The organism is Halobacillus mangrovi, from assembly GCF_002097535.1.
GTDB lineage: Bacteria > Bacillota > Bacilli > Bacillales > Halobacillaceae > Halobacillus > Halobacillus mangrovi_A.
On sequence record NZ_CP020772.1, the window covers coordinates 2,165,231 to 2,185,619 of the forward strand.

At 41.0% G+C, this 20,389-nt stretch carries 21 protein-coding genes and 1 pseudogene; 21 read left to right on the forward strand and 1 reads right to left on the reverse strand.

Annotated elements, in window-relative coordinates:
- Positions 1-7 precede the first annotated feature (7 nt).
- The 11 genes and pseudogenes from aroA (at position 8) to HM131_RS10625 (ending at position 9,118) form a co-directional block, all read left to right on the forward strand.
- Positions 8-1,297, forward strand: coding sequence for a 3-phosphoshikimate 1-carboxyvinyltransferase (gene aroA / locus HM131_RS10575; RefSeq protein ID WP_085029728.1), 1,290 nt, complete (start codon positions 8-10; stop codon positions 1,295-1,297).
- Between the two features lie 65 nt (positions 1,298-1,362).
- Complete coding sequence (locus HM131_RS10580; RefSeq protein ID WP_085029729.1) at positions 1,363-2,220, forward strand: hypothetical protein; 858 nt, start codon at positions 1,363-1,365, stop codon at positions 2,218-2,220.
- Positions 2,221-2,237: 17 nt separating this feature from the next.
- Positions 2,238-3,497 carry a tetratricopeptide repeat protein gene (locus tag HM131_RS10585; RefSeq protein WP_085029730.1) on the forward strand — a complete coding sequence of 420 codons (1,260 nt, stop codon included), beginning with the start codon at positions 2,238-2,240 and terminating at the stop codon, positions 3,495-3,497.
- A 22-nt stretch (positions 3,498-3,519) separates the two neighbouring features.
- Complete coding sequence (locus tag HM131_RS10590) at positions 3,520-4,080, forward strand: ReoY family proteolytic degradation factor (RefSeq protein WP_085029731.1); 561 nt, start codon at positions 3,520-3,522, stop codon at positions 4,078-4,080.
- Positions 4,081-4,183: 103 nt separating this feature from the next.
- Positions 4,184-4,639, forward strand: coding sequence for a YpiF family protein (locus tag HM131_RS10595; protein ID WP_085029732.1), 456 nt, complete (start codon positions 4,184-4,186; stop codon positions 4,637-4,639).
- A gap of 131 nt (positions 4,640-4,770) precedes the next feature.
- Entirely contained in the window at positions 4,771-5,277 is a 507-nt protein-coding gene (locus HM131_RS10600) for a QcrA and Rieske domain-containing protein (RefSeq protein WP_085029733.1), read from the forward strand.
- Positions 5,278-5,280: 3 nt separating this feature from the next.
- A complete protein-coding gene (gene qcrB / locus HM131_RS10605; RefSeq protein WP_085029734.1) occupies positions 5,281-5,955 on the forward strand; it encodes a menaquinol-cytochrome c reductase cytochrome b subunit in 675 nt (224 codons plus the stop codon).
- 29 nt (positions 5,956-5,984) lie between these two features.
- Positions 5,985-6,737 (forward strand): annotated as a pseudogene (locus HM131_RS10610) (c-type cytochrome); the annotation flags it as partial.
- A gap of 295 nt (positions 6,738-7,032) precedes the next feature.
- Positions 7,033-7,608 (forward strand): lipoprotein heptaprenylglyceryl N-acetyltransferase LhaT, encoded by a 576-nt coding sequence (gene lhaT, locus HM131_RS10615; protein ID WP_085031938.1) that lies wholly within the window; start codon positions 7,033-7,035, stop codon positions 7,606-7,608.
- Between the two features lie 58 nt (positions 7,609-7,666).
- Entirely contained in the window at positions 7,667-8,377 is a 711-nt protein-coding gene (locus HM131_RS10620; protein WP_085029736.1) for a sporulation protein YpjB, read from the forward strand.
- A 66-nt stretch (positions 8,378-8,443) separates the two neighbouring features.
- Positions 8,444-9,118, forward strand: a complete 675-nt coding sequence (locus HM131_RS10625) for a zinc metallopeptidase (RefSeq protein WP_085029737.1) — start codon at positions 8,444-8,446, stop codon at positions 9,116-9,118.
- Between the two features lie 176 nt (positions 9,119-9,294).
- Here the strand turns inward: HM131_RS10625 and HM131_RS10630 are convergent, their stop codons facing one another.
- Complete coding sequence (locus HM131_RS10630; RefSeq protein ID WP_085029738.1) at positions 9,295-10,170, reverse strand: YitT family protein; 876 nt, start codon at positions 10,168-10,170, stop codon at positions 9,295-9,297.
- A gap of 154 nt (positions 10,171-10,324) precedes the next feature.
- On the opposite strand from HM131_RS10630, the gene HM131_RS10635 reads away from it, so the two are divergent.
- From HM131_RS10635 to dinG, 10 genes are all read left to right on the forward strand, one after another.
- Positions 10,325-10,660, forward strand: a complete 336-nt coding sequence (locus HM131_RS10635; RefSeq protein ID WP_085029739.1) for a nucleotide pyrophosphohydrolase — start codon at positions 10,325-10,327, stop codon at positions 10,658-10,660.
- Complete coding sequence (dapB, locus tag HM131_RS10640; protein ID WP_085029740.1) at positions 10,660-11,460, forward strand: 4-hydroxy-tetrahydrodipicolinate reductase; 801 nt, start codon at positions 10,660-10,662, stop codon at positions 11,458-11,460. Before HM131_RS10635 ends, dapB begins: the two co-directional genes overlap by 1 nt.
- A gap of 16 nt (positions 11,461-11,476) precedes the next feature.
- Complete coding sequence (locus tag HM131_RS10645; RefSeq protein ID WP_085029741.1) at positions 11,477-11,893, forward strand: methylglyoxal synthase; 417 nt, start codon at positions 11,477-11,479, stop codon at positions 11,891-11,893.
- Between the two features lie 7 nt (positions 11,894-11,900).
- A complete protein-coding gene (bshA, locus tag HM131_RS10650) occupies positions 11,901-13,037 on the forward strand; it encodes an N-acetyl-alpha-D-glucosaminyl L-malate synthase BshA (RefSeq protein WP_085029742.1) in 1,137 nt (378 codons plus the stop codon).
- Complete coding sequence (locus HM131_RS10655) at positions 13,021-14,229, forward strand: CCA tRNA nucleotidyltransferase (protein WP_085029743.1); 1,209 nt, start codon at positions 13,021-13,023, stop codon at positions 14,227-14,229. Before bshA ends, HM131_RS10655 begins: the two co-directional genes overlap by 17 nt.
- Positions 14,205-15,197, forward strand: a complete 993-nt coding sequence (locus HM131_RS10660) for a biotin--[acetyl-CoA-carboxylase] ligase (RefSeq protein WP_085029744.1) — start codon at positions 14,205-14,207, stop codon at positions 15,195-15,197. Before HM131_RS10655 ends, HM131_RS10660 begins: the two co-directional genes overlap by 25 nt.
- The gene (panB, locus tag HM131_RS10665; RefSeq protein WP_085029745.1) at positions 15,190-16,011 is read left to right on the forward strand and encodes a 3-methyl-2-oxobutanoate hydroxymethyltransferase; all 822 of its coding nucleotides are present in this window, start codon (positions 15,190-15,192) and stop codon (positions 16,009-16,011) included. The genes HM131_RS10660 and panB overlap by 8 nt, the downstream gene beginning before the upstream one ends.
- Before the next feature lie 11 nt (positions 16,012-16,022).
- Positions 16,023-16,889 (forward strand): pantoate--beta-alanine ligase, encoded by an 867-nt coding sequence (panC, locus tag HM131_RS10670; protein WP_085029746.1) that lies wholly within the window; start codon positions 16,023-16,025, stop codon positions 16,887-16,889.
- Positions 16,890-16,909: 20 nt separating this feature from the next.
- The gene (gene panD / locus HM131_RS10675; RefSeq protein ID WP_085029747.1) at positions 16,910-17,299 is read left to right on the forward strand and encodes an aspartate 1-decarboxylase; all 390 of its coding nucleotides are present in this window, start codon (positions 16,910-16,912) and stop codon (positions 17,297-17,299) included.
- A 193-nt stretch (positions 17,300-17,492) separates the two neighbouring features.
- Positions 17,493-20,300, forward strand: coding sequence for an ATP-dependent DNA helicase DinG (gene dinG, locus HM131_RS10680; protein WP_085029748.1), 2,808 nt, complete (start codon positions 17,493-17,495; stop codon positions 20,298-20,300).
- Positions 20,301-20,389: the final 89 nt, after the last annotated feature.

A 20,389-nucleotide genomic window follows, 5' to 3' on the forward strand; every position in this document is an offset into this window, starting at 1 on the left:
GAAGAAAGTGGCTGTAATTGAAATAGAACCTTCAAAGGGTGGCTTAAGTGGGACACTTGAAGTTCCTGGTGATAAATCAATTTCTCACCGTTCTGTGATCTTTGCATCATTGGCTGAGGGTACATCAAAGATTACCAACTTTTTGACGGGAGAAGACTGTTTAAGAACGGTTGATGCTTTCAGAAGTTTAGGCGTTGAAATTGAACAGGATGAGGATGAATTGGTTATTCATGGAAATGGGGTGGATAACCTTAACGAGCCGCTCGCTCCTATCAATTTTGGTAATTCCGGAACAACAGCACGGCTTATGAGTGGTGTACTTGCAGGATTGCCGCTTTTTACTGTAGCTTATGGTGACGACTCATTGTCAAAACGTCCTATGGATCGTGTCGTTGTGCCGCTTAGAGAGATGGGGGCTGCTATTTCTGGCCGTAAAAAAGCTTCATTATTGCCTTTGTCTTTTGATGGCACAACCTTGCGGGGGAAAGACCATAACCTTAAAGTTAGAAGTGCACAGGTGAAATCCTCACTATTGTTAGCTGGATTGTTTGCTGAAGGAGAAACTTCAGTAACTGAGTTAGGTCAAACAAGAAATCATACAGAAATGCTGCTCCCTCAATTCGGTGTAGATTTAACCGTTAAGGGATCAACCATTACCATTAAAGGGGGGCAGAGGTTGAGAGCTTCTGATGTCCACGTGCCGGGAGATATTTCTTCAGCAGCTTTCTTCATAGTTGCAGCCGCTGTGACGCCTGGAAGTGAGTTGACATTAAAGAATGTAGGCTTAAACCATACTCGTGATGGAATAATTCATGTAATGAAAGCCATGGGAGCTTCCATTGAAACAGATATCCACTCCTATGTAGGGAAAGAACCTGTAGGGGACGTCCATATTAAGTCAAGTACTTTAACAGGCGCTACAATAGAAGGCGAAATGATTCCTAACGTAATAGACGAGATCCCGATAATTGCCCTTGCGGCTACCCAAGCAGAAGGAACGACCGTTATAAAAGATGCAGAAGAGCTGAGGTACAAGGAGACAGATCGCATTTCTGCAGTTGTTGACAACCTAAATCGGATTGGAGCCAATGTGGAGGCACGTGAAGACGGTCTTGTCATTCATGGAGGGGGAACCTTAAATGGCGGCACTGTGGACTCACAGGGAGATCACAGAATTGGAATGATGGGAGCCATAGCATCCTTAATCAGTGAAACCTCTGTTATCATTGTAGGAAAAGAATGTATTAATATTTCCTATCCATCCTTTTTTTCTCATTTAGATAAAATCAGAAAGTAAATAAACTTCATAGTTTTATGAAAGCTCTCATACGATATAAAAAGCCTATTGGAGGTTACTATCGTATGGGAGCTTATTGGTTCAGGAACAATAGTTCAACTTGTGAGGAGTGGACGGTCTGTGAAGAGAAGTTTGTTAGGGATCGAGTAGGATCAGGTTCATACTGGCAAATGAATACAAACGGATTCTATGTATCAACAGGTCACATTATGGTCGACTTAAACGTTTCTCTAGAGACTTCTGACTCACCTATTAGTGAAGCTGAGGAATACATAAAAAGAGGATGCACCTTGTTATTGATTCAACACCTAGTGACTAGCATACGCCACTTCCGAGAGCTATATGACACTTTTCTGGAGAGATTAGATGGACTGCCAATCGACTTTATGGTTATACCTGTAATAAAAGCAATGGCAGTAAAACCGGAAATGGTGCGCTATTTCTCTCGAAGAGGTTGTCCCTTTTTATGTGTAGTTGTGAATTCTCAAGACGAGCTAGCAGAAGTTAAGTGGGAATGGCTGGTTCAGGCTCAATCTCATAAGCGTATTCCATTCACACTAATCGTCAAAGATCAAAAAAACAAGTCAAATAATTACCTGGAAATGTGGTCTTCACTTCGCAAACAGTATGGTATCATAGGGTTAACAGATATACAGGACGATGAAATGGTAACTGCACAGAACTTGAGGGATAGTGGAATCTTTCCTTCAAAGGGAGGTTTTCAGCCTGGTGGTCAAGCTGACTACAACTTATATTTGATTGATGAAGGCACTACGTTTGATGAACAAAGGAATTTCCGATATCATAATTCTGTTCCGAAAGTAACGGTTATGAATGGTAAGATCAAACAGGTTAATCAAAAGGTTGTCAACTATGATCCAGGTTCACACTTAAAAGTGAAAATCCACAAGCATTTTGTGTAGTAAGAAAGGATGTCATCATGGAGGAAATACAAAAAGCAGTCCGTCTTATGGAAGAGCATAAGACGGAAGAGGCAATCAACACTCTTACAACGTATCTACCAGAAGCAGATGAGGAGGAGCGCTTTACCATTGCGGAGCTATATATTCAATGGGGGATGCTTGAAGAAGCTAAAATGGTTCTTCAAGAATTAATTCAGCGCTATCCAAAAGAACAAGAATTGAAAGTGATGATGGCAGAAATCCATATCGATTTGGATGAAGACGATGAAGCGATTGAGTTATTAAATCAGTTTGGCCCGGAAGATGAGGACTATTTGCAGGCACTTGTACAGCTGGCAGACCTTTATCAGGCACAAGGCCTTTATGAAGTGGCGGAACAAAAGCTGCTTACAGCTAAACAAGTAGAACCTAATTCAGCGATTATTGATTTTGCTCTAGGGGAGTTGGCGTTTTCAAATGGGGAATACATGAAGAGTGTTCCGTATTATGAGAACGCCATGCACCACCAGCCGGTCATAGGCGATATTGAAGTAGCTACAAGACTGGCTGAGGCATATGCAGCGAATGGAGAGTTTGAAAAATCTCTAGATTATTTCCAAAAGGTTGAAGAAGATAATCCAGATGTCATGTTCCGCTACGGGTTTGTTGCTTTTCAAGCCAATCGGAATGATATTGCCATTAAGGTCTGGGAAGAGCTGATGGAGAAAGACCCTTATTTCCAATCCGTCTATCCTCACTTAGCGCAAGCTTACGATTCTGAGGGGATGCCAAAAGAAGCTTTGCAAATGGCGAAAAAGGGTCTGGAGAAAGATGAATTCAATAAGGAGCTTTATCACCTCGCAGCCACCCTTTCACATAGACAGGGAAACAAAGAGGAAGGATACAGACTAATGCGGGAAGCCGTGGCTCTGGATCCAGGTTATAAAGAAGCTGTCTTATTCTTAATTGAAAATTATAAAAGTGATGAGGATTATGAGGCGATCATTGAACTGATCAATCAGCTGATATCCCTAGGTGAAGAGGACCCGAATTATCTTTGGGAACTAGCTCAAGCTTATGAGGAAGAAGAAAAATTTAAAGAAGCCTATGAACAATACAAACAAGCTTATCCTTCTTTGAAGGAAGACACAGACTTCTTAAAATCATACGGTTATTTCCTAGTTGAGGAAGGGCGAATGAAAGAAGCCCAACAAGTCTTTAGAGAATATTTATCAATAGACCCTGCCGACATAGAAATTGAGGATTTTGTAGAGAGGCTTAAGGAACAAAACGATTAATAAGGGCGCAGGAGGGGCGCATATGCAAACACCTATTTCTGTCAATGAGAAAAAGGATTTTGTCCGCTGGTTCTTGAATCATTATCAATTAAAGAAAAGGGAAAGTGTGTGGATTCTTAATTATTTGATGAATCATGAAACGTTATTATCGAGCGTGCATTTTGTTCAAGAGGTTAAATTTTGCCCTCGGGGTATGGAAATCAGTGCTCAAGGTGTGTCTGATCCTCCTTTCCGTTTCTACAAAGGTCAAGTTATGACAAATGATGCAGAGAAATCTTTTCACGATCTCCGTATGAATCAAGATGAACCTGTTTATATCCAAATGAATTTCGATAATGCTCAGCAATGTTCTAAGTATGCTCTGGTTTTAGAAGAGAACCCCTACCTACCGAAAGATTATTATTTGAATGAACGTGATAAAAACGAAGCGGACCGTCTCTTATCTGTAAGCTTGTTAAAGCATAGGCAAAGGCAGATAGAATATAAGATTGATGAAGCTCTCATTCACGGCAAGCGGGAAGAATTTAAAGACTTATGCGAGGCGCTTAATAAGCTGAAACACGAATTAAAAGCGTACGTCTAAATCATTTTTTGAAAATCAGGGACATCTTTGGATGTTTCCTGATTTTTATTTTTTTAAAATTTTAGTACAATGAAAATTAATTAAAGAAAGGAATGTATGCATCATGCGTTGGATTAAGACAGATACTACACAATACTTACCAGAAAAAGAGTACATCGATACTGTCATTATACCTTTGATCCCTTTCGATCCAGCTGATGACAGCCAAATGCCCAAACACGCTTTTCAGAGGGAACTCAACCAAATTTTTACACAACTTGTAGAGAAAGAGTATAGGGGAAGGGTGTTTTTGTCGCCTGAATACTATTACTTACATGGACAGTTAGAGCAAGAGGTTGAGAGACTCAACAGATGGATAGAGCAATTCAACAAGCAGCCTTTTCAACATATTTTCCTGTTTACTTTTGATCCAAAATGGAAGAAGCATGAGAAAGAATTAACAGGACAATTACTCTGGGTCCCAGGAATGATGTCCGGCAATATACAGTCAACAGAAACACAATCTTTTGTAAAGGAACAGGCCCATCAAATCAGTGAATTCATTCAGGCCTTCTGGTGATCTGAAAAGTTATGACAAGGTCCGATAATTTATTGACCGGGCTGTAAGATTGCGCTATCATGGTAATGTCCTAGTAAACTGTGTGTAAACAATCCATGTCGCATGGATTACAGCATAGAGGGGGGAAAAGAATGAGTGATAAAAAACGAGTATCCCGTCGTCAATTTTTAAACTACACACTGACTGGTGTAGGCGGTTTCATGGCTGCTGGAATGCTTGCTCCGATGGTTCGATTCGCAATCGACCCTGTCTTGCAAAAACAAGAGGGCGGCGATATGAAATCTGTTGTTTCAGTTGATGAAATTACGAACGAACCAACACGTGTCGAATGGACGATTGATCAGGTCGATGCCTGGTATGAATCAGAAGTTCAGAAAACGGCATGGGTGTACAAAGATGAAAATGGCGACATTGTTGCACTTTCACCAATTTGTACTCACCTGGGCTGTACAGTAGACTGGGGTTCTAATGAGGAATACCCTAACCAATTCTACTGCCCATGCCATGGTGGACGCTATACGAAAGATGGTGTGAACGTACCAGGGACACCACCTACAGCACCACTGCCTATGTACAAACACGAAGTAAAAGATGGCATGCTTTATCTTGGAGATGCACAATCTAGAAAGGGGGCGTAGTTCATGCTGCAAAGAATTTATGACTGGGTGGACGAGCGTGTAGATATTACCCCTTTATGGCGTGATATCGCCGATCACGAGGTGCCTGAGCATGTCAACCCAGCTCACCACTTTTCAGCTTTTGTTTATTGTTTCGGCGGATTGACCTTCTTTATAACGGTCATCCAAATTTTATCCGGTATGTTCTTAACGATGTATTATGTGCCAGATATCGAGAATGCCTGGAAATCTGTTTATTATTTACAAAGAGAGGTAGCATACGGCCAGATCGTGCGTGGGATGCACCACTGGGGCGCAAGTCTCGTTATCGTGATGTTATTTCTACATACATTGCGGGTATTCTTCCAAGGCGCATACAAGAAACCACGTGAATTGAACTGGGTAATTGGAGTATTGTTGTTCTTTGTTATGTTAGGACTTGGTTTCACAGGATATCTGCTGCCATGGGATAACAAGGCATATTTCGCCACACAAGTTGGTCTGGAAATTGCCGCAGCAACTCCACTAATTGGTGATGAAATACGTACATTGCTTGCAGGTGATCCATCAATCGTAGGAGCGCAAACGCTCACACGATTCTTTGCGATACACGTATTCTTCTTGCCGGCTGCATTGTTTGGATTAATGGCGTTCCACTTTATCTTAATCCGTAAACAAGGTATTTCTGGCCCACTATAAAAACTGTAAGTAAAAAAGGAGGGAAAGCTGTGCATAGGGGAAAAGGGATGAAGTTCGTTGGTGATTCACGTGTCACCGCTGAACAAAAAGCCAATTTACCAAAAGACTATTCGGAATATCCGGGTCGTACAGAAGCCTTCTGGCCGAACTTCTTGTTAAAAGAATGGCTAGTAGGATCTGTGTTTTTGATCGGTTTCTTAATTCTGACTGCTGCTCACCCATCACCGCTTGAGCAACAGGCTGACCCGACAAACGCCGGATACATTCCATTGCCTGACTGGTATTTCTTATTCTTATACCAATTTCTAAAATATGAGTTTGCTGGTGGAGAATTTATCGTACTAGGTGCGATTGTAATGCCAGGACTAGCTTTTGGAGCTTTAATGCTTGCTCCATTTTTGGACCGTGGACCAGAGCGTCGACCACATAAGCGTCCAATCGCTGTAGGACTAATGCTTCTAGGATTTATTGCAACTTTCTGGTTAACGTATGAATCTGTACAACATGCTGATTATGCGCATCGTGCTGAAAAATATGGTGTAAATATTGAAGCGGTAGAATCAGAAATAAACAAGGACGCCCCTGGTTATGCAATATACGAGGCTAACTGTTTAAGCTGTCATGGTGATTCACTTCAAGGACAAGGAAGTTATCCAGCCCTAATGGGGACTGAAAAATCTGTTGAAGAGATTAAAGACATTGCTGTGAATGGTATCGGCCAGATGCCAGCAGGTGTATTCGGTGGCTCTGACGAAGAACTTCAACAGCTTGCTGAATTCATTAAGAACGCAGGTTCTGGTGAAGGAAGTGAAGGAGGTTCTTCTGAGGGTGGTTCTGAAGAAGGTGGATCTTCTGAAGGAGAAGGTTCTGGAGAGGGGGCTGAATCCGGAGAAGGCTCTAGCTCCGGTGAGGGCTCTGAGTCTGGAGAAGGCTCCGACGAAGGTTCCGGTTCTGACGAGGGTTCTGAATCTGGTCAAGAATCAGGCTCTGAAGAGTAAAATATCATAAGAAAGATAAGAGGCCGTGCTCATTGAGCGCGGCTTGTCTTTTACATAGGAGGAACACAGGATGAGAAGTATGATTTCCTACATACTTACGAATCAGGCATTTTTGATTTTACTATTTTTTATTAACCTTTTTGGCACGATTTACGGTTATATTTGGTATGAATCCCAGCTGTCTAATACTGAACCGATTTTCCTTATTTTTGTACCTGACAGTCCTACAGCCAGTCTATTCTTCACTATTTTTCTTGCCTTTTTTATTTTTAGGAAGAATGCTCCATATGTAGAAGCTTTGGCGATCATTACTTTATTTAAGTATGGTGTCTGGGCGGTGGTTATGAATGGATTAACCTTTATGGAATACGGCAGTCTTCCTTGGACAGGATACATGCTGGTGATTTCCCATGGAGCAATGGCCATTCAAGGTTTGTTGTACGCCCCTTATTACGCTGTACGCCTTAAACATATTGTTGTTGCAGCTGTCTGGACGCTTCACAATGATGTCATTGATTATGTATTTGGACAGATGCCTGTTTACCCTGCAATCGTACAGTATATGGATGTGATTGGCTATTTTACGTTCTGGCTTAGTATTTTTAGTATCGGGATTGCGTATTTCCTTACCAAAAAGACTCGGCATGCGGTCTAATCTTGCTGTTTCTCTCATAGACTCTCTGTAAGACATTTTACGAGAGGGGAGAAGTGGAATGGGACGGGCTATACTGATGATCCTCTGTTCCGTTTTGTTCGCGCTTACGCCGATCAATCATCATGGCAAAATGGAAATTCGTGCTTCACAAGAGTGGGATACATTCATTCTTCAATTTCAATATTTAATCTCTGATGAAAAATATGAGCTTGCCGAGCGAATGCTGCATAACCGCCTTCCTCAAATGGAACAATATGTTGAGACACTTTCTGATGAAGAAAGATCAATGTGGCATATATTAGTAGAACCGCTGGCTACAAATAATAGTCATGACTTTAAAAAAGATGCTGGACGTTTAGTTATGTTTATGAGTGCGGTTACCGATGAAGACCCAACTTTATTCACCGAACAAGCTTTAAGTGAAATTAGACAGGATTTACAGAATGTTTTTATGCCAGTAGATGATATTGCTCAACAATGGGATGTTCTTGCACCAACCGTTCAGGTGTTCTATCCCGGAGCTGAAATTGAAAAGATTACTGTTTCCATAACGAGTTTAAACTCAAATGATACGGTTGAAGCCCGAGACACCGCTTTTCTGCAAATTGACGACCTTATAAAGAATTCTAAAACTCCTACATTAGATGCTTTATTGTGGACGGTCCTCACCATAGGAGGTACAATAATCTTGACCCTGTCTTATGTTTCTATTCGTAAATTTAAAGGGCACAAAGCGGCGGTACTTTCACGAAAAAGTGAAAATAGTTGATTTTTTCACTGAGTTTGACTAAAATTGACCTAAGTAGTCAATACAACCAAGACGGAGGAATGAAACATGGAGTTTCTCATATACTTTGCACTGATTTTGATTATCCCTTTCTGGGCTCAATCAAAAGTTAAGAGCACGTATAAAAAATATTCGAAAGTGTCAACTTCTTCATCCATGTCTGGAGCAGAAGTTGCAAGAAAAATATTAGATGATAACGGATTATACAATGTTGCTGTTGAAGAGGTGCGTGGCAAACTTTCTGACCATTATGATCCACGTTCGAAAGTTGTCCGATTATCTTCTGACAACTTCCACGGACGCTCTGCGGCAGGTGCAGCAGTTGCAGCACACGAGGTAGGTCATGCCATTCAAGATGCTCAAGACTACGCATTTTTGCGCTTTCGTAGTGCACTAGTACCTGTAGCAAGCTTTGGTTCCAATATTTCGTTCATTTTGATTATAGCTGGTTTCTTAATGGGAATGGCAAATCTGGCTCTTGTCGGTATCATTTTCTTCTCTGCTGCCGTACTATTCCAGTTAGTCACTCTTCCTGTTGAGTTCGACGCTTCGAACCGTGCTATGAGTCAGCTGGTTTCCACAGGCATTATTCGTAATGATGAAGAACGCCAGACAAAGAAAGTTCTCAACGCTGCGGCGATGACGTATGTAGCTGCTGCTCTTGTAGCTGTAGCTGAATTACTTCGTTTCATTCTTATGTTTACAGGAATGAGCGAAGAATAAACCTAATTTAAAAACCCCTGATCCTTTTGATCAGGGGTTTTCTGTGTTTTCTAAACTATTATTAAATAGGTTCATTGAAATACAGGCTAAAGGAAGCTCGATGGCGAAAAGAATTAGGAGAGTTAGAAAAACTCAATTTAAAAAAGTACTTGATGAAAATCTCTTTCTTGAATAATTTAATCTTCTAAAGGATTTTTGTTTTCATCCAAAGTAAACCCTTCTCCCATGACATCGTGGACATGACTAACTGCAACAAATGCATGAGGATCAATGCTGTCGATAATCGTTTTCAAACGAACTATTTCATTCTTTCCAATCACGCAGTAAAGGACATCTCGCTTCTCTCCAGAGAAAGAGCCTCGACCTTCCAATACGGTCACTCCTCGATCCATTTCCTGAAGGACTTTTCGAGATATTTCTTCACTTTTTTCTGAAATAATCGTAGTGCCTCTCGCAGCATAGGCACCTTCCTGTATGAAATCAATGACTCTAGCCCCTACAAATACAGCTACGAGCGTGTACATTCCTTTAATTGAGTTAAGATAAGTGATGATGGACACGAAAATGACAAGAGCATCGAACATGAACATGGCTCGTCCCATACTCCAGCCTAAATATTTGTTGATTAGACGTGCGATAATGTCAACGCCGCCCGTGGTACCGCCATATCTAAAGATGATCCCTAAACCTACTCCTATAAACACGCCGGCAAAAAGTGAGGCAAGGGTTAAATCATCAGCTAAATCGATTTCTACCATGTATTTCTGGGATAGACGGATAAAGACTGACACAGCAACAATTCCGATTAGTGAATATAGGAAAGTATTCCTGCCTAGTATTTTCCATCCAACGATTAAAACTGGTATATTAAGAACAATATTCATAAGTGCAGGGTCCCAGTTGAATAAGTACAAAAGAAGCAAAGTAATTCCAGTAAAGCCGCCTTCACCCAATTCGTTCTGAATGTTAAAGTGGACAAGACCAAAAGAAAAGATTGCGGCCCCAATTAAAATAAAAACAATATTTTTGATTCGCAGTCCAAAGAACTTCATTCTCTCACCTCCGTAATATGTGACACGCTTCATATTATAGAGAACTTGCCTTTAAACGACAATCAAATGTTTTAAACTAAAAAATTTGTCAAATGTCCCCCTTTTGGCTAACATTTAGAGAGATACATAAGAATGATAGAAGAGGTGACTCAGTTTGAACTATTCTACAAAAGAAATCCAGAAACGTGTGGATGATTACATATCACAATTTAAAGAAGGGTACTTTTCTCCTTTAAGTCTTCAAGCGAGATTGACGGAAGAAGTCGGCGAAATGGCTAGAGAAATCAACCATCGTTATGGGGAAAAACCAAAGAAAGATAGTGAAAAAGAAAAAGCTCTTGAAGAAGAGATGGGAGACGTCCTGTTCGTATTAACCTGTTTTGCTAATTCGTTGGATATAGATTTGGCAGAAGCTTTTGAACAGTCGATGAGTAAAATCGAAAGCCGAGATAAAGACCGTTGGACGAGAAAGGAAAGGGAGGCTGACTAATGGCTGATATTAAAGTGATCGTAGCAGGACCGCGCGGTAAAATGGGGAGCGAAGCTCTTCGCATGATTGAAAAAGAACCTGCTTTTCAGCTTGTGGGGTGTATAGATCGTATTCATGATGGACAGAAGGTAGCAGAGGTAGAAGGTCTGCCCAAAATGGACGCGCTTATCTACACAAGTGCTGAAAAAGCATTAGGTGAACTTGAAGCAGATGTACTAATTGATTTGACGACCCCCGAACATGGATATAAACATACAAAGCTTGCACTGGAGCATGGTGTTAGACCAGTAGTAGGCACGACTGGTTTTACAGAGGTACAGATGGAGGAAATTACAAATTTAGCTGAGAAAAAAGAACTTGGAGTCGTAATTGCTCCTAATTTTGCAGTAGGAGCGGTGCTCATGATGCAATTCTCTAAATGGGCGGCTAAACATTTTCCAGATGTAGAAATTATTGAAAAGCATCACGATCAAAAATTAGATGCTCCTTCTGGGACAGCTGTAAAAACAGCTCAGTTGATTCAAGAAGTTAGAGAATCTCACAAGCAGGGCCACACTGATGAGAAGGAAACCATTGATGGGGCAAGAGGAGCCGATGTTGACGGTATGAAAATCCACAGCATGCGCCTGCCTGGCCTTATTGCTCATCAGGAAGTTGTCTTTGGAGGGCTAGGCCAGACCTTGACGATTAAACATGATTCTCACCACAGGGAGTCCTTTATGAGCGGTGTAAAGCTTGCTATTGAGAAAGTAATGGAATTGGATCAGCTTGTATATGGTTTAGAACATTTGCTTGATTGAAAGGGAGGGAACGAACATGAATATTGCGTTAATCGCTCATGATGAAAGAAAAAAAGAAATCATTCAGTTTGCTACAGCGTACACCAATATCCTAAAAAATCATCAGTTGTTTGCAACGGGCACGACAGGTAAAAAGATTTCTGATGCAACAGGTCTTCCTATCCATCGGTTTCAATCTGGTCCGCTTGGAGGGGATCAGCAAATCGGTGCAAAAATTGCTGAGGATGAGATGGATATGGTGATCTTTTTCAGAGATCCACTTACAGCTCAACCGCATGAACCGGATATTAGCGCTTTGCTGCGATTATGTGATGTTCACCAAATTCCCCTCGCTACGAATCTCGCAGGTGCTGAGATACTTATTCGTGCACTCGATAGAGGTGACTTTGAGTGGCGGAATGTGATAAAAGATAAGAAGAAAGATCAGGAGTGAATGTTTTATGGCTAAAATAGGAATTACTTGCTATCCTACGGTGGGTGGATCCGGAGTGATCGCTACAGAATTAGGAAAACTTTTAGCGGAACAAGGACACGAGATTCATTTTGTGGCTTCACAAGTACCTTTTCGGTTGAACCGTGTTTACCCGAACATCTATTATCATGAAGTTGAAGTAAGCAATTATCCGGTTTTCCAACATCCACCGTATGATTTAGCTTTAGCAGCAAAGATGGCTGAAGTGATTAATCGAGAAGAATTGGATATCCTCCATGTGCACTATGCTATGCCTCATGCCATTTGCGCTATTTTAGCCAAACAAATGTGTAAGCGTGATGTTAAAATTATTACGACTTTACATGGTACGGATATTACGGTTCTAGGAATAGACTCAAGTTTGAAACAAATGATTAAATTCGGAATCGAACAGTCAGATCAAGTGACGGCTGTTTCCAACAGTCTTGTTAATCAAACTCAGGATATGCTTGATACGAATAAAAGAATTGAAGTGATCTATAATTTTGTCGATGAGAGAGAATATTACCGAAAATCGACCCAGGAGTTGAAAAAAGATTACTGTATCGAAGAACATGAAAAAGTGATCATTCATATCTCCAACTTTAGAAAGGTAAAGAGGGTTCCTGATGTCATTCATGCTTTTTCGAAAATCGTCCATGATGTCCCTTCTAAGCTGTTGTTAGTCGGTGATGGACCAGAATACTCAGACTGTTATCAGTTAGTACAGGAATTAGGCATTGAAAACCGTGTGTTATTTCTTGGTAAGCAGGAGAATGTAAGTGACTTGTTATCCATCTCTGACCTAAAGCTGTTACTTTCGGAAAAGGAAAGCTTCGGCCTGGTATTACTAGAAGCGATGGCCTGCGGAGTCCCTTGTATTGGCACAAATATTGGAGGAATTCCTGAAGTCATTGACCATGGAGAAACTGGCTTCATTGTAGAACTGGGCAATATCGACCAAATAGCTTCATTTGCCATTCGTATACTGACAGATGAGAAGACAATGACTGACTTTTCTAGTCAAGCTAGAGAAGTAGTAAAAGATAAATTTGCTTCTTCTACTATTTTGGGGCAGTATGAAGAATTATATAAGCAGGTGATGAGTGATGGGACCGAAGTTTGAATCCACTTTCGGATCAGCTTTTGCAATCATCGAAGAAATTGAGCGCAAAGGTGGAGAAGCATTCATCGTAGGGGGCTCTGTAAGAGACTATTTATCAGGAAGTGAAGTAGGGGATATCGATATTGCTACGTCTGAACCGCCCAAACGTATTCAAGAAATATTTGAAAAAGTCATCCCAGTTGGAATCGAACATGGTACAGTTCTCGTTAGGTATGATGGCGAGTCATATGAAGTAACAACCTATCGTACAGAAAAAGGGTACCAAGATTACCGCCATCCTGATGAAGTCACATTTGTTAAAGACATAAAGGAAGATTTGGCAAGGCGGGATTTTACAATGAACGCCATAGCGATGGACCGTCATGGTGAAATCGTCGATCCATATAAAGGCCGTCAAGCCATTGAAAAAAAAGAAATTAATGCTGTTGGCAATCCAACAGAGCGTTTCCAGGAGGATCCGCTGCGTATGATGCGCGCCGTCCGCTTTGCGAGTCAGCTTAATTTCTCTATCGAAAGCAGGACAAAACTATCCATTTTAGAACAGGTTGATTTGCTATCTTATGTTTCTATCGAGAGAATTGCTGAGGAAACGATCAAATTATATAAAGGAAAAGGGTTTAAACTTGGACTGAAATTGATTACAGATTTAGGTTTAAAGCCTTATTTGCCTCAATTAAATAAAATTGACCTTATAAGAACGATTCCTTATGTCAGTTTGCAGACTTGGCCTGAGGTGATCGCCTATTATACTTCCGCATACTCAGAAGCAGGCGTTAAAGAATGGGTGAAGGAATGGAAACTTTCAAACCGGTCTAAACGCAATACGGAGGCTTTGTTGAACGGGCTGCAAGAGTATGAAAGGAATAGTAAATTAACACAATGGCTGCTCTACAACCTTCCTAGCTATTTATATCCATCTTTTTCCAGGTTGATTCGCGCGTGTATCAACATTGATGATCACTTATTGCAGAAGATGGAGGAGGAAAAGTTTCATCTTCCTATACAAGCGAGAAACGACCTAGCTTTTCAGGCGAAGGATCTCCTTCTATTGTATCCCGATCTAAAAAAAGGACCGTGGATATCTGAAACGATGGAAAAGGTGGAATATGCCGTTGTAACATCTGAAATACCAAATGAATTTGAAAAGATAAAGGAGTGGGTATCGAAATGGAATCCACCCGCAAACAGTTAATTGAACTATTGCAAAAGCAAGAGGGACATATTTCAGGACAGCAGTTATCTGAGGCTTTGGATATATCTAGAACGGCTGTCTGGAAACATATGAATGAATTAAAAAAAGACGGATATGAAATTGAAGCTGTGCAAAGGAAAGGGTACAAAATTGTATCCTCTCCTGATAAAATCAGTACGAATACTCTTCAGTGGGGATTAGACACAAAATGGGTTGGCCAGCATCTCTATCATTTTGATCAAGTAGAGTCCACTCAGGAAGTTGTTCATCAGATGGCTAAACAGGGTAAACCTCACGGAACTGTCGTGATTGCGGACGAACAGGTGAAAGGTAAAGGAAGAATGGCTCGAAACTGGGATTCACCTAAAGGCAAAGGGATATGGATGAGTATATTGCTTCGCCCAAATCTCCCTCCTTTTCAAGCCCCTCAGTTGACCTTGCTGGCAGCTACAGCTCTCGCCAAAATGATGGATGCCCACGGGGGGATAACCCCTCAAATTAAGTGGCCTAATGATATATTAGTCAATCATAAAAAAGTTTCAGGCATACTTACAGAGATGCAGGCAGAACAAGACAAGATTCAATATGTTGTTTTAGGAATGGGCATTAACGTCAATCAGGGGATCGAGGATATTCCTTTTGATCTGCATCATAAGGCTTCATCGTTGAAAATTGAGTCAGGTCAAGATTGGAATATTCATGAGACTGTCCAACAAATTCTACGCTTGTTTGAATCTACATACGACCAATATGTTGATTTGGGTTTCAAGGAAGTGAAGCGACAATGGGAGCATTATGGCTACCGGATTGGGGAAGAAGTTACAATTTCAACCATGAAACGGACCTGGAAGGCAACACTTGTCGGGATTGAGCCGGATGGAGCACTGAGAGCTAAAGACCAGGGTGGTCATGAAGAGAAGTTGTATTCAGCAGAGATCCATTGGGGAGAAGGAGGATACCATGCTTAATAAACACAATCTGTCGAAAATGAAAGAGGAAAATAAAAAGATTGCAATGATCACCGCTTATGACTATCCTTCTGCTAAAATGGCAGAGGAAGCAGGGGCGGATATGATTCTTGTTGGAGATAGTCTTGGTATGACTGTTCTTGGATACGATTCTACAATTCCAGTAACGACAGAAGATATGATTCATCACGGAAAGGCTGTTACGAGAGGAGCGCCGGAGACGTTCAAAGTCGTAGACATGCCATTCATGTCTTATCATATCTCAATGGAAGATTCATTGAAGAATGCCATGCGGTTATTTCAGGATACCGGTGCTCAAGCGCTTAAGCTTGAAGGCAGTGGAGAAGTGTTAGAGACAATGGAGCGCTTGATCGGTGCGGGCATTCCAGTAGTTGGGCACATCGGACTCACACCACAATCGGTCAATGTCCTAGGCGGATACAAAGTACAAGGAAAAGACCGTGAGACTGCAGAGCAGCTGCTTGAAGAGGCTAAACAAATTGAAGCTGCAGGCGCAATGGCAATTGTACTGGAATGCGTACCCAGGCAATTGGCAGAATTAATCACCTCCTATTTAAGTATTCCTACTATAGGTATCGGTGCGGGAGCAGAATGTGACGGTCAGGTGCTTGTTTACCATGACATTCTCAAGTATGGTGTAGAGCGTGTACCGAAATTCGTAAAATCATATATGGACAGTAATGAGCAATTAGGCGAAGCAGTTAAGAGCTATGTACGGGAAGTAAAAGACGGAAGTTTCCCTGAAGAAAAGCATACGTTTACAATGCCTAGTGAGAGCTTACCTAAGTTGTAAGGAGCATTTGTATGGAAATTTATCATGAAATTGATGCGGTGCAGAAAAAAGCTATGACTCTTATGAGAGAAGGGAAGTCCATCGGCTTTGTACCGACCATGGGTTATTTGCATGAGGGTCATGTAGATCTGATAAAAGAGGCTCGTAAGGAAAATGACTTTGTTATTCTAAGTATCTTTGTTAATCCTCTTCAATTTGGAGAGGGGGAAGACCTGGATCATTATCCGCGGGATGAAGAACACGACAAGAATATATCCAAGGAAAATGGTGTCGATCTTATCTTTTTACCTACGAAGGATACGATGTACCCTAACCCTCTTTCAATCCAAATGACAGTTACAAGAAGGGCGGATGTACTTTGCGGAAGAAGTCGCCCAGGTCACTTTGAAGGCGTTGTGACTGTGCTTGCGAAACTTTTTAATATATGTCAGCCGACGAGAGCTTACTTTGGTATGAAGGACGCTCAACAAGTTGCTGTCGTGGATGCTCTTATTCAGGATTATAACTTTCCGGTTCGGCTGGTTCCTGTTCCTACGGTTCGGGAGTCTGACGGACTTGCTAAAAGCAGCCGTAACGTTAATCTGTCAAAAGAAGAAAGACGTGAGGCTCCTGCTATCCAACAAGGACTGCAAATGGGCCGGCAGATGGTGCAGGAAGGGATCATGGATCCACAGCAGGTTATAGAGGCAACTAGAGAGTTTCTTGAAAATGAAACTCATGGTAAAATAGACTATATTGAATTATTATCTTATCCTGACTTGAAGCCTGTTGAGCGAATAAATCAGCAGGTTATACTTGCGGCAGCAGTTTACTTCGAACGCGCAAGGTTGATCGACAACGTTGTTTTCGATCAGAATGGATTTATTAGTAAAGGATAAGGTTTCAAGGGGGATTATACATGTTTCGCACCATGATGAAGTCAAAGATACACAGAGCCCGCGTAACGGAAGCGAACTTGAATTACGTTGGGAGCATAACCATTGATCAGAATCTAATGGACCAGGTAGGGATTCTTCCTCATGAAAAGGTTCAGATCGTAAATAATAATAATGGGGCTAGGCTTGAAACTTACGTAATTGCAGGAGAACGTGGAAGCGGCGTCGTCTGCTTAAACGGTGCAGCAGCCCGACTCGTTCAACCAGACGACGTTGTCATTATCGTTTCCTATGCCATGTTGAGTGAAGACGAACTGGCTGATTTTAAACCAAAGATTGCCCTAATGGGAGAGAATAACAAAGTTGAAGAAATTGTTGAAGAAGAACCACCACTGACTGCTTTACCATTGTAATGAGAAAAGCATAACGGGATGCGTTAAGGATCTTTGCCCGATTGACAAGGCAAGGTCCTTCCTTTTTGTCACAGTGGCTATTTCAATCTTAATATACTTAAGTTGTAAGTTCACTAGATCGATGGGACTTGGCTTAGGCTCTTCGTCTCTTTAGGAGCGACTGTCTTTTTCTTTAACTAAAAGAGGTGATTTTATGACTACATTTGCGATTGTTGATCTAGAAACAACAGGAAATTCAGCATCTAAGGGTGATCGTATTATTGAAATAGGCATTGTCCTGATGGATGAGAAAAGAGAGATCATTCGGGAATTCTCTTCTTTGATTTACCCGGAAAGAGATATTCCCCCCTTTATTACATCCTTGACTGGTATTGAAGAGGATGATCTTTTGGATGCTCCTTTATTTACAGAAGTCGCAGATGAAATTAATTCAATCCTCAAAGGTACTTATTTTGTAGCTCATAATATTGAATTTGATTTAGGCTTTTTGAATGAAGAGTTTAAACGATGTGGCTATACACCAATACATAACCCTGTGATAGATACGGTTGAGTTATCGAGAATAATGCTTCCTATGGCTCCTAGCTTCAAACTCGGTCAGCTTTCTGAATGGTTAGAAATGGGACATGACCAGCCGCACCGAGCGCTTTCAGATGCTAAAGTTACAGGGGAATTACTTGGATTTTTATTAAAACGATTGGAAAGATTGCCCGAAAGAACTCTTGATCATATGTTGAAAGTTGAATCTAAGTTGAAAAGTGAACTAAGGCCATTGATTCAACAGGTCATTCAAAAGAAAAGATATAAAAATCTGATGGGTTTTGAACTCGAATATGATCTTTTTCATGGCATTCCAATTAGAAAAGTGAATCGATCCTTAAAAAAAGAAGAAAATTATCTGCCGCCTTTTAAGGACTGGGTGGAGAAGGCTTTCCAGCAGCCTGGAGGGTTGAGAAAACATCTCCCTAATTACGAACCACGATTAGGACAGAAGGAGATGTCAGAAGCCGTTCAGCAGGCTTTAAATCATAGTAACCACGCTATGATTGAAGCTGGAGCAGGTACAGGGAAATCGATCGCGTATTTATTAGCAGCTGTTCATCATTCCATGAAAACTAACAATAGAATTGTCATTACTACACATACGACTAGTTTGCAAAAGCAATTGATCGAAGAAGAGATCCCTACAATAGAAAAGATGTCAAAAAGAAAAATTCAAGCTGTGCTTTACAAGGGAAGAAGTCATTACATCAGTCTGGTTCATTTCAGTTATGAACTTGACCAGTCATATCAGGATAATTATGATATCGCTCTGACTAAAGCCATGATATTAGTCTGGTTAATGGAAACATCCACAGGTGATATTGACGAGGTTCAACTTCCTTCTAATGGCAGACAGTTCTGGCACAAAGTTTCCTCAGAGCAATCCACTAAGAAAGTAGAACTGGATATAGGAGAAAACTCTTTCTTCGGATGGGCACAGGAAAAAGCCGAACAGGCAGATATCATTATTACGAATCATGCTCTCTTATGTATGGATCTTATCAGCACTGAAGATCGCTTGCCGAATTATGAGTATGCGATTGTAGATGAAGCACATCATCTCGAATCTATAGCGAGCCGGTATTTTGGTATCCGCTTAAATTATAAAGAGCTGCAGAGACAGCTGACTCAGTTCTCAGAGCTTTTCAAAAAGAGAGCCTATAGGAAGCTTAATGTTTCCGATGCGCTTTTTAGAGAACTAGACCGCTGTCAGTTTATCGTTGATGAAGCTAAAGAAGAACTGAACCATTTTTCCAGGTTCATTTTTCAAAAGGTAAAGAACCAGAGTAAGAAGGAAAAAGCGAAGAGTGACGTAGGAAGAATCCAATATTTGACTAGCGGAGGCAAAGAAGATTCGTTCCGTGTTACAGCGCATGAAATGTGTCATCGATTTTTAGCTTCAATCCGTAAGTTAATGCTTGGTATGGAAAAGATACGCGATCATCTCTATACAATGGAACCTCTAGCTGAAAATCCATCGGTAGCCATACTCAGGTCGAGACTGGATACTAAAATAGATTTTTGCAATCATGTGCGTGAACAGCTAATGGATTATTTTAGCGTAAGTGATGAGGATGATGTGAAATGGATTGAAATTGAAGGAGAAGGTGCTACAAACGCCGTATACCTGTTTGGTGAGCCTTTAAATGTTGCGGATCTTCTTCATGAACGTCTTTTCTCGAAGAAACGAAGCGTCACTTTGACCAGTGCTACAATGACAACGAACGGATCGTTTGATTATCTCAGGAAAACACTAGGGCTAGATCAAAGTAATCCTGTAACTGAAATAAGTTTCCCTTCACCTTATGATTATGAATCACAAGTTAAATTAATGGTGCCGAACGATTTTCCTAATATTAAATCCCATCCTGAAGAATTTATTGAAGCGATTAGTGAAGCTATTTACTCTACTGCTCTAGTGACTAAGGGAAGAATGCTCGTGTTATTTACTTCTTACGAGATGCTAAAAAAGACGTATCATCTGCTTAGAGAATTTATTGATCCGGAAGAGTTCATGGTATTTGCACAAGGAGTATCCAGTGGAAGCAGAGATCGTTTAAAGAAGAACTTTCAGGCCTTTGAACAGTCCATCCTTTTAGGAACAAGTTCATTTTGGGAGGGCGTGGATATACCTGGAGACGACCTTTCCTGCTTAATGATTGTCAGGCTTCCTTTTCAGCCCCCAGGTCAACCTGTACAAACTAGAAGAGATGAAAGGTTAAAAGAAGAGGGCAGGAATCCGTTTATGGAAAGGTCGCTTCCGCATGCTATCATTCGTTTCAAGCAAGGATTTGGAAGGCTGATCCGATCGAGTACCGATCGAGGTGTCGTTTTCATTTGTGATCAGCGTCTGATGGAGGCGAAATATGGTAAATATTTCCTTTCTTCCATCCCTGACGTACCTATAACCTATAGTCAGACTAGAGAATTAATTAACCAAATAGACAAATGGTTGTAGTTACCGTTCAACTTCTTACTTCTTACCTGTTATAATGTAGAGCGAGTGCTATAGATGATTGACGATCTCGGCTGAATTATGGAGGTTTA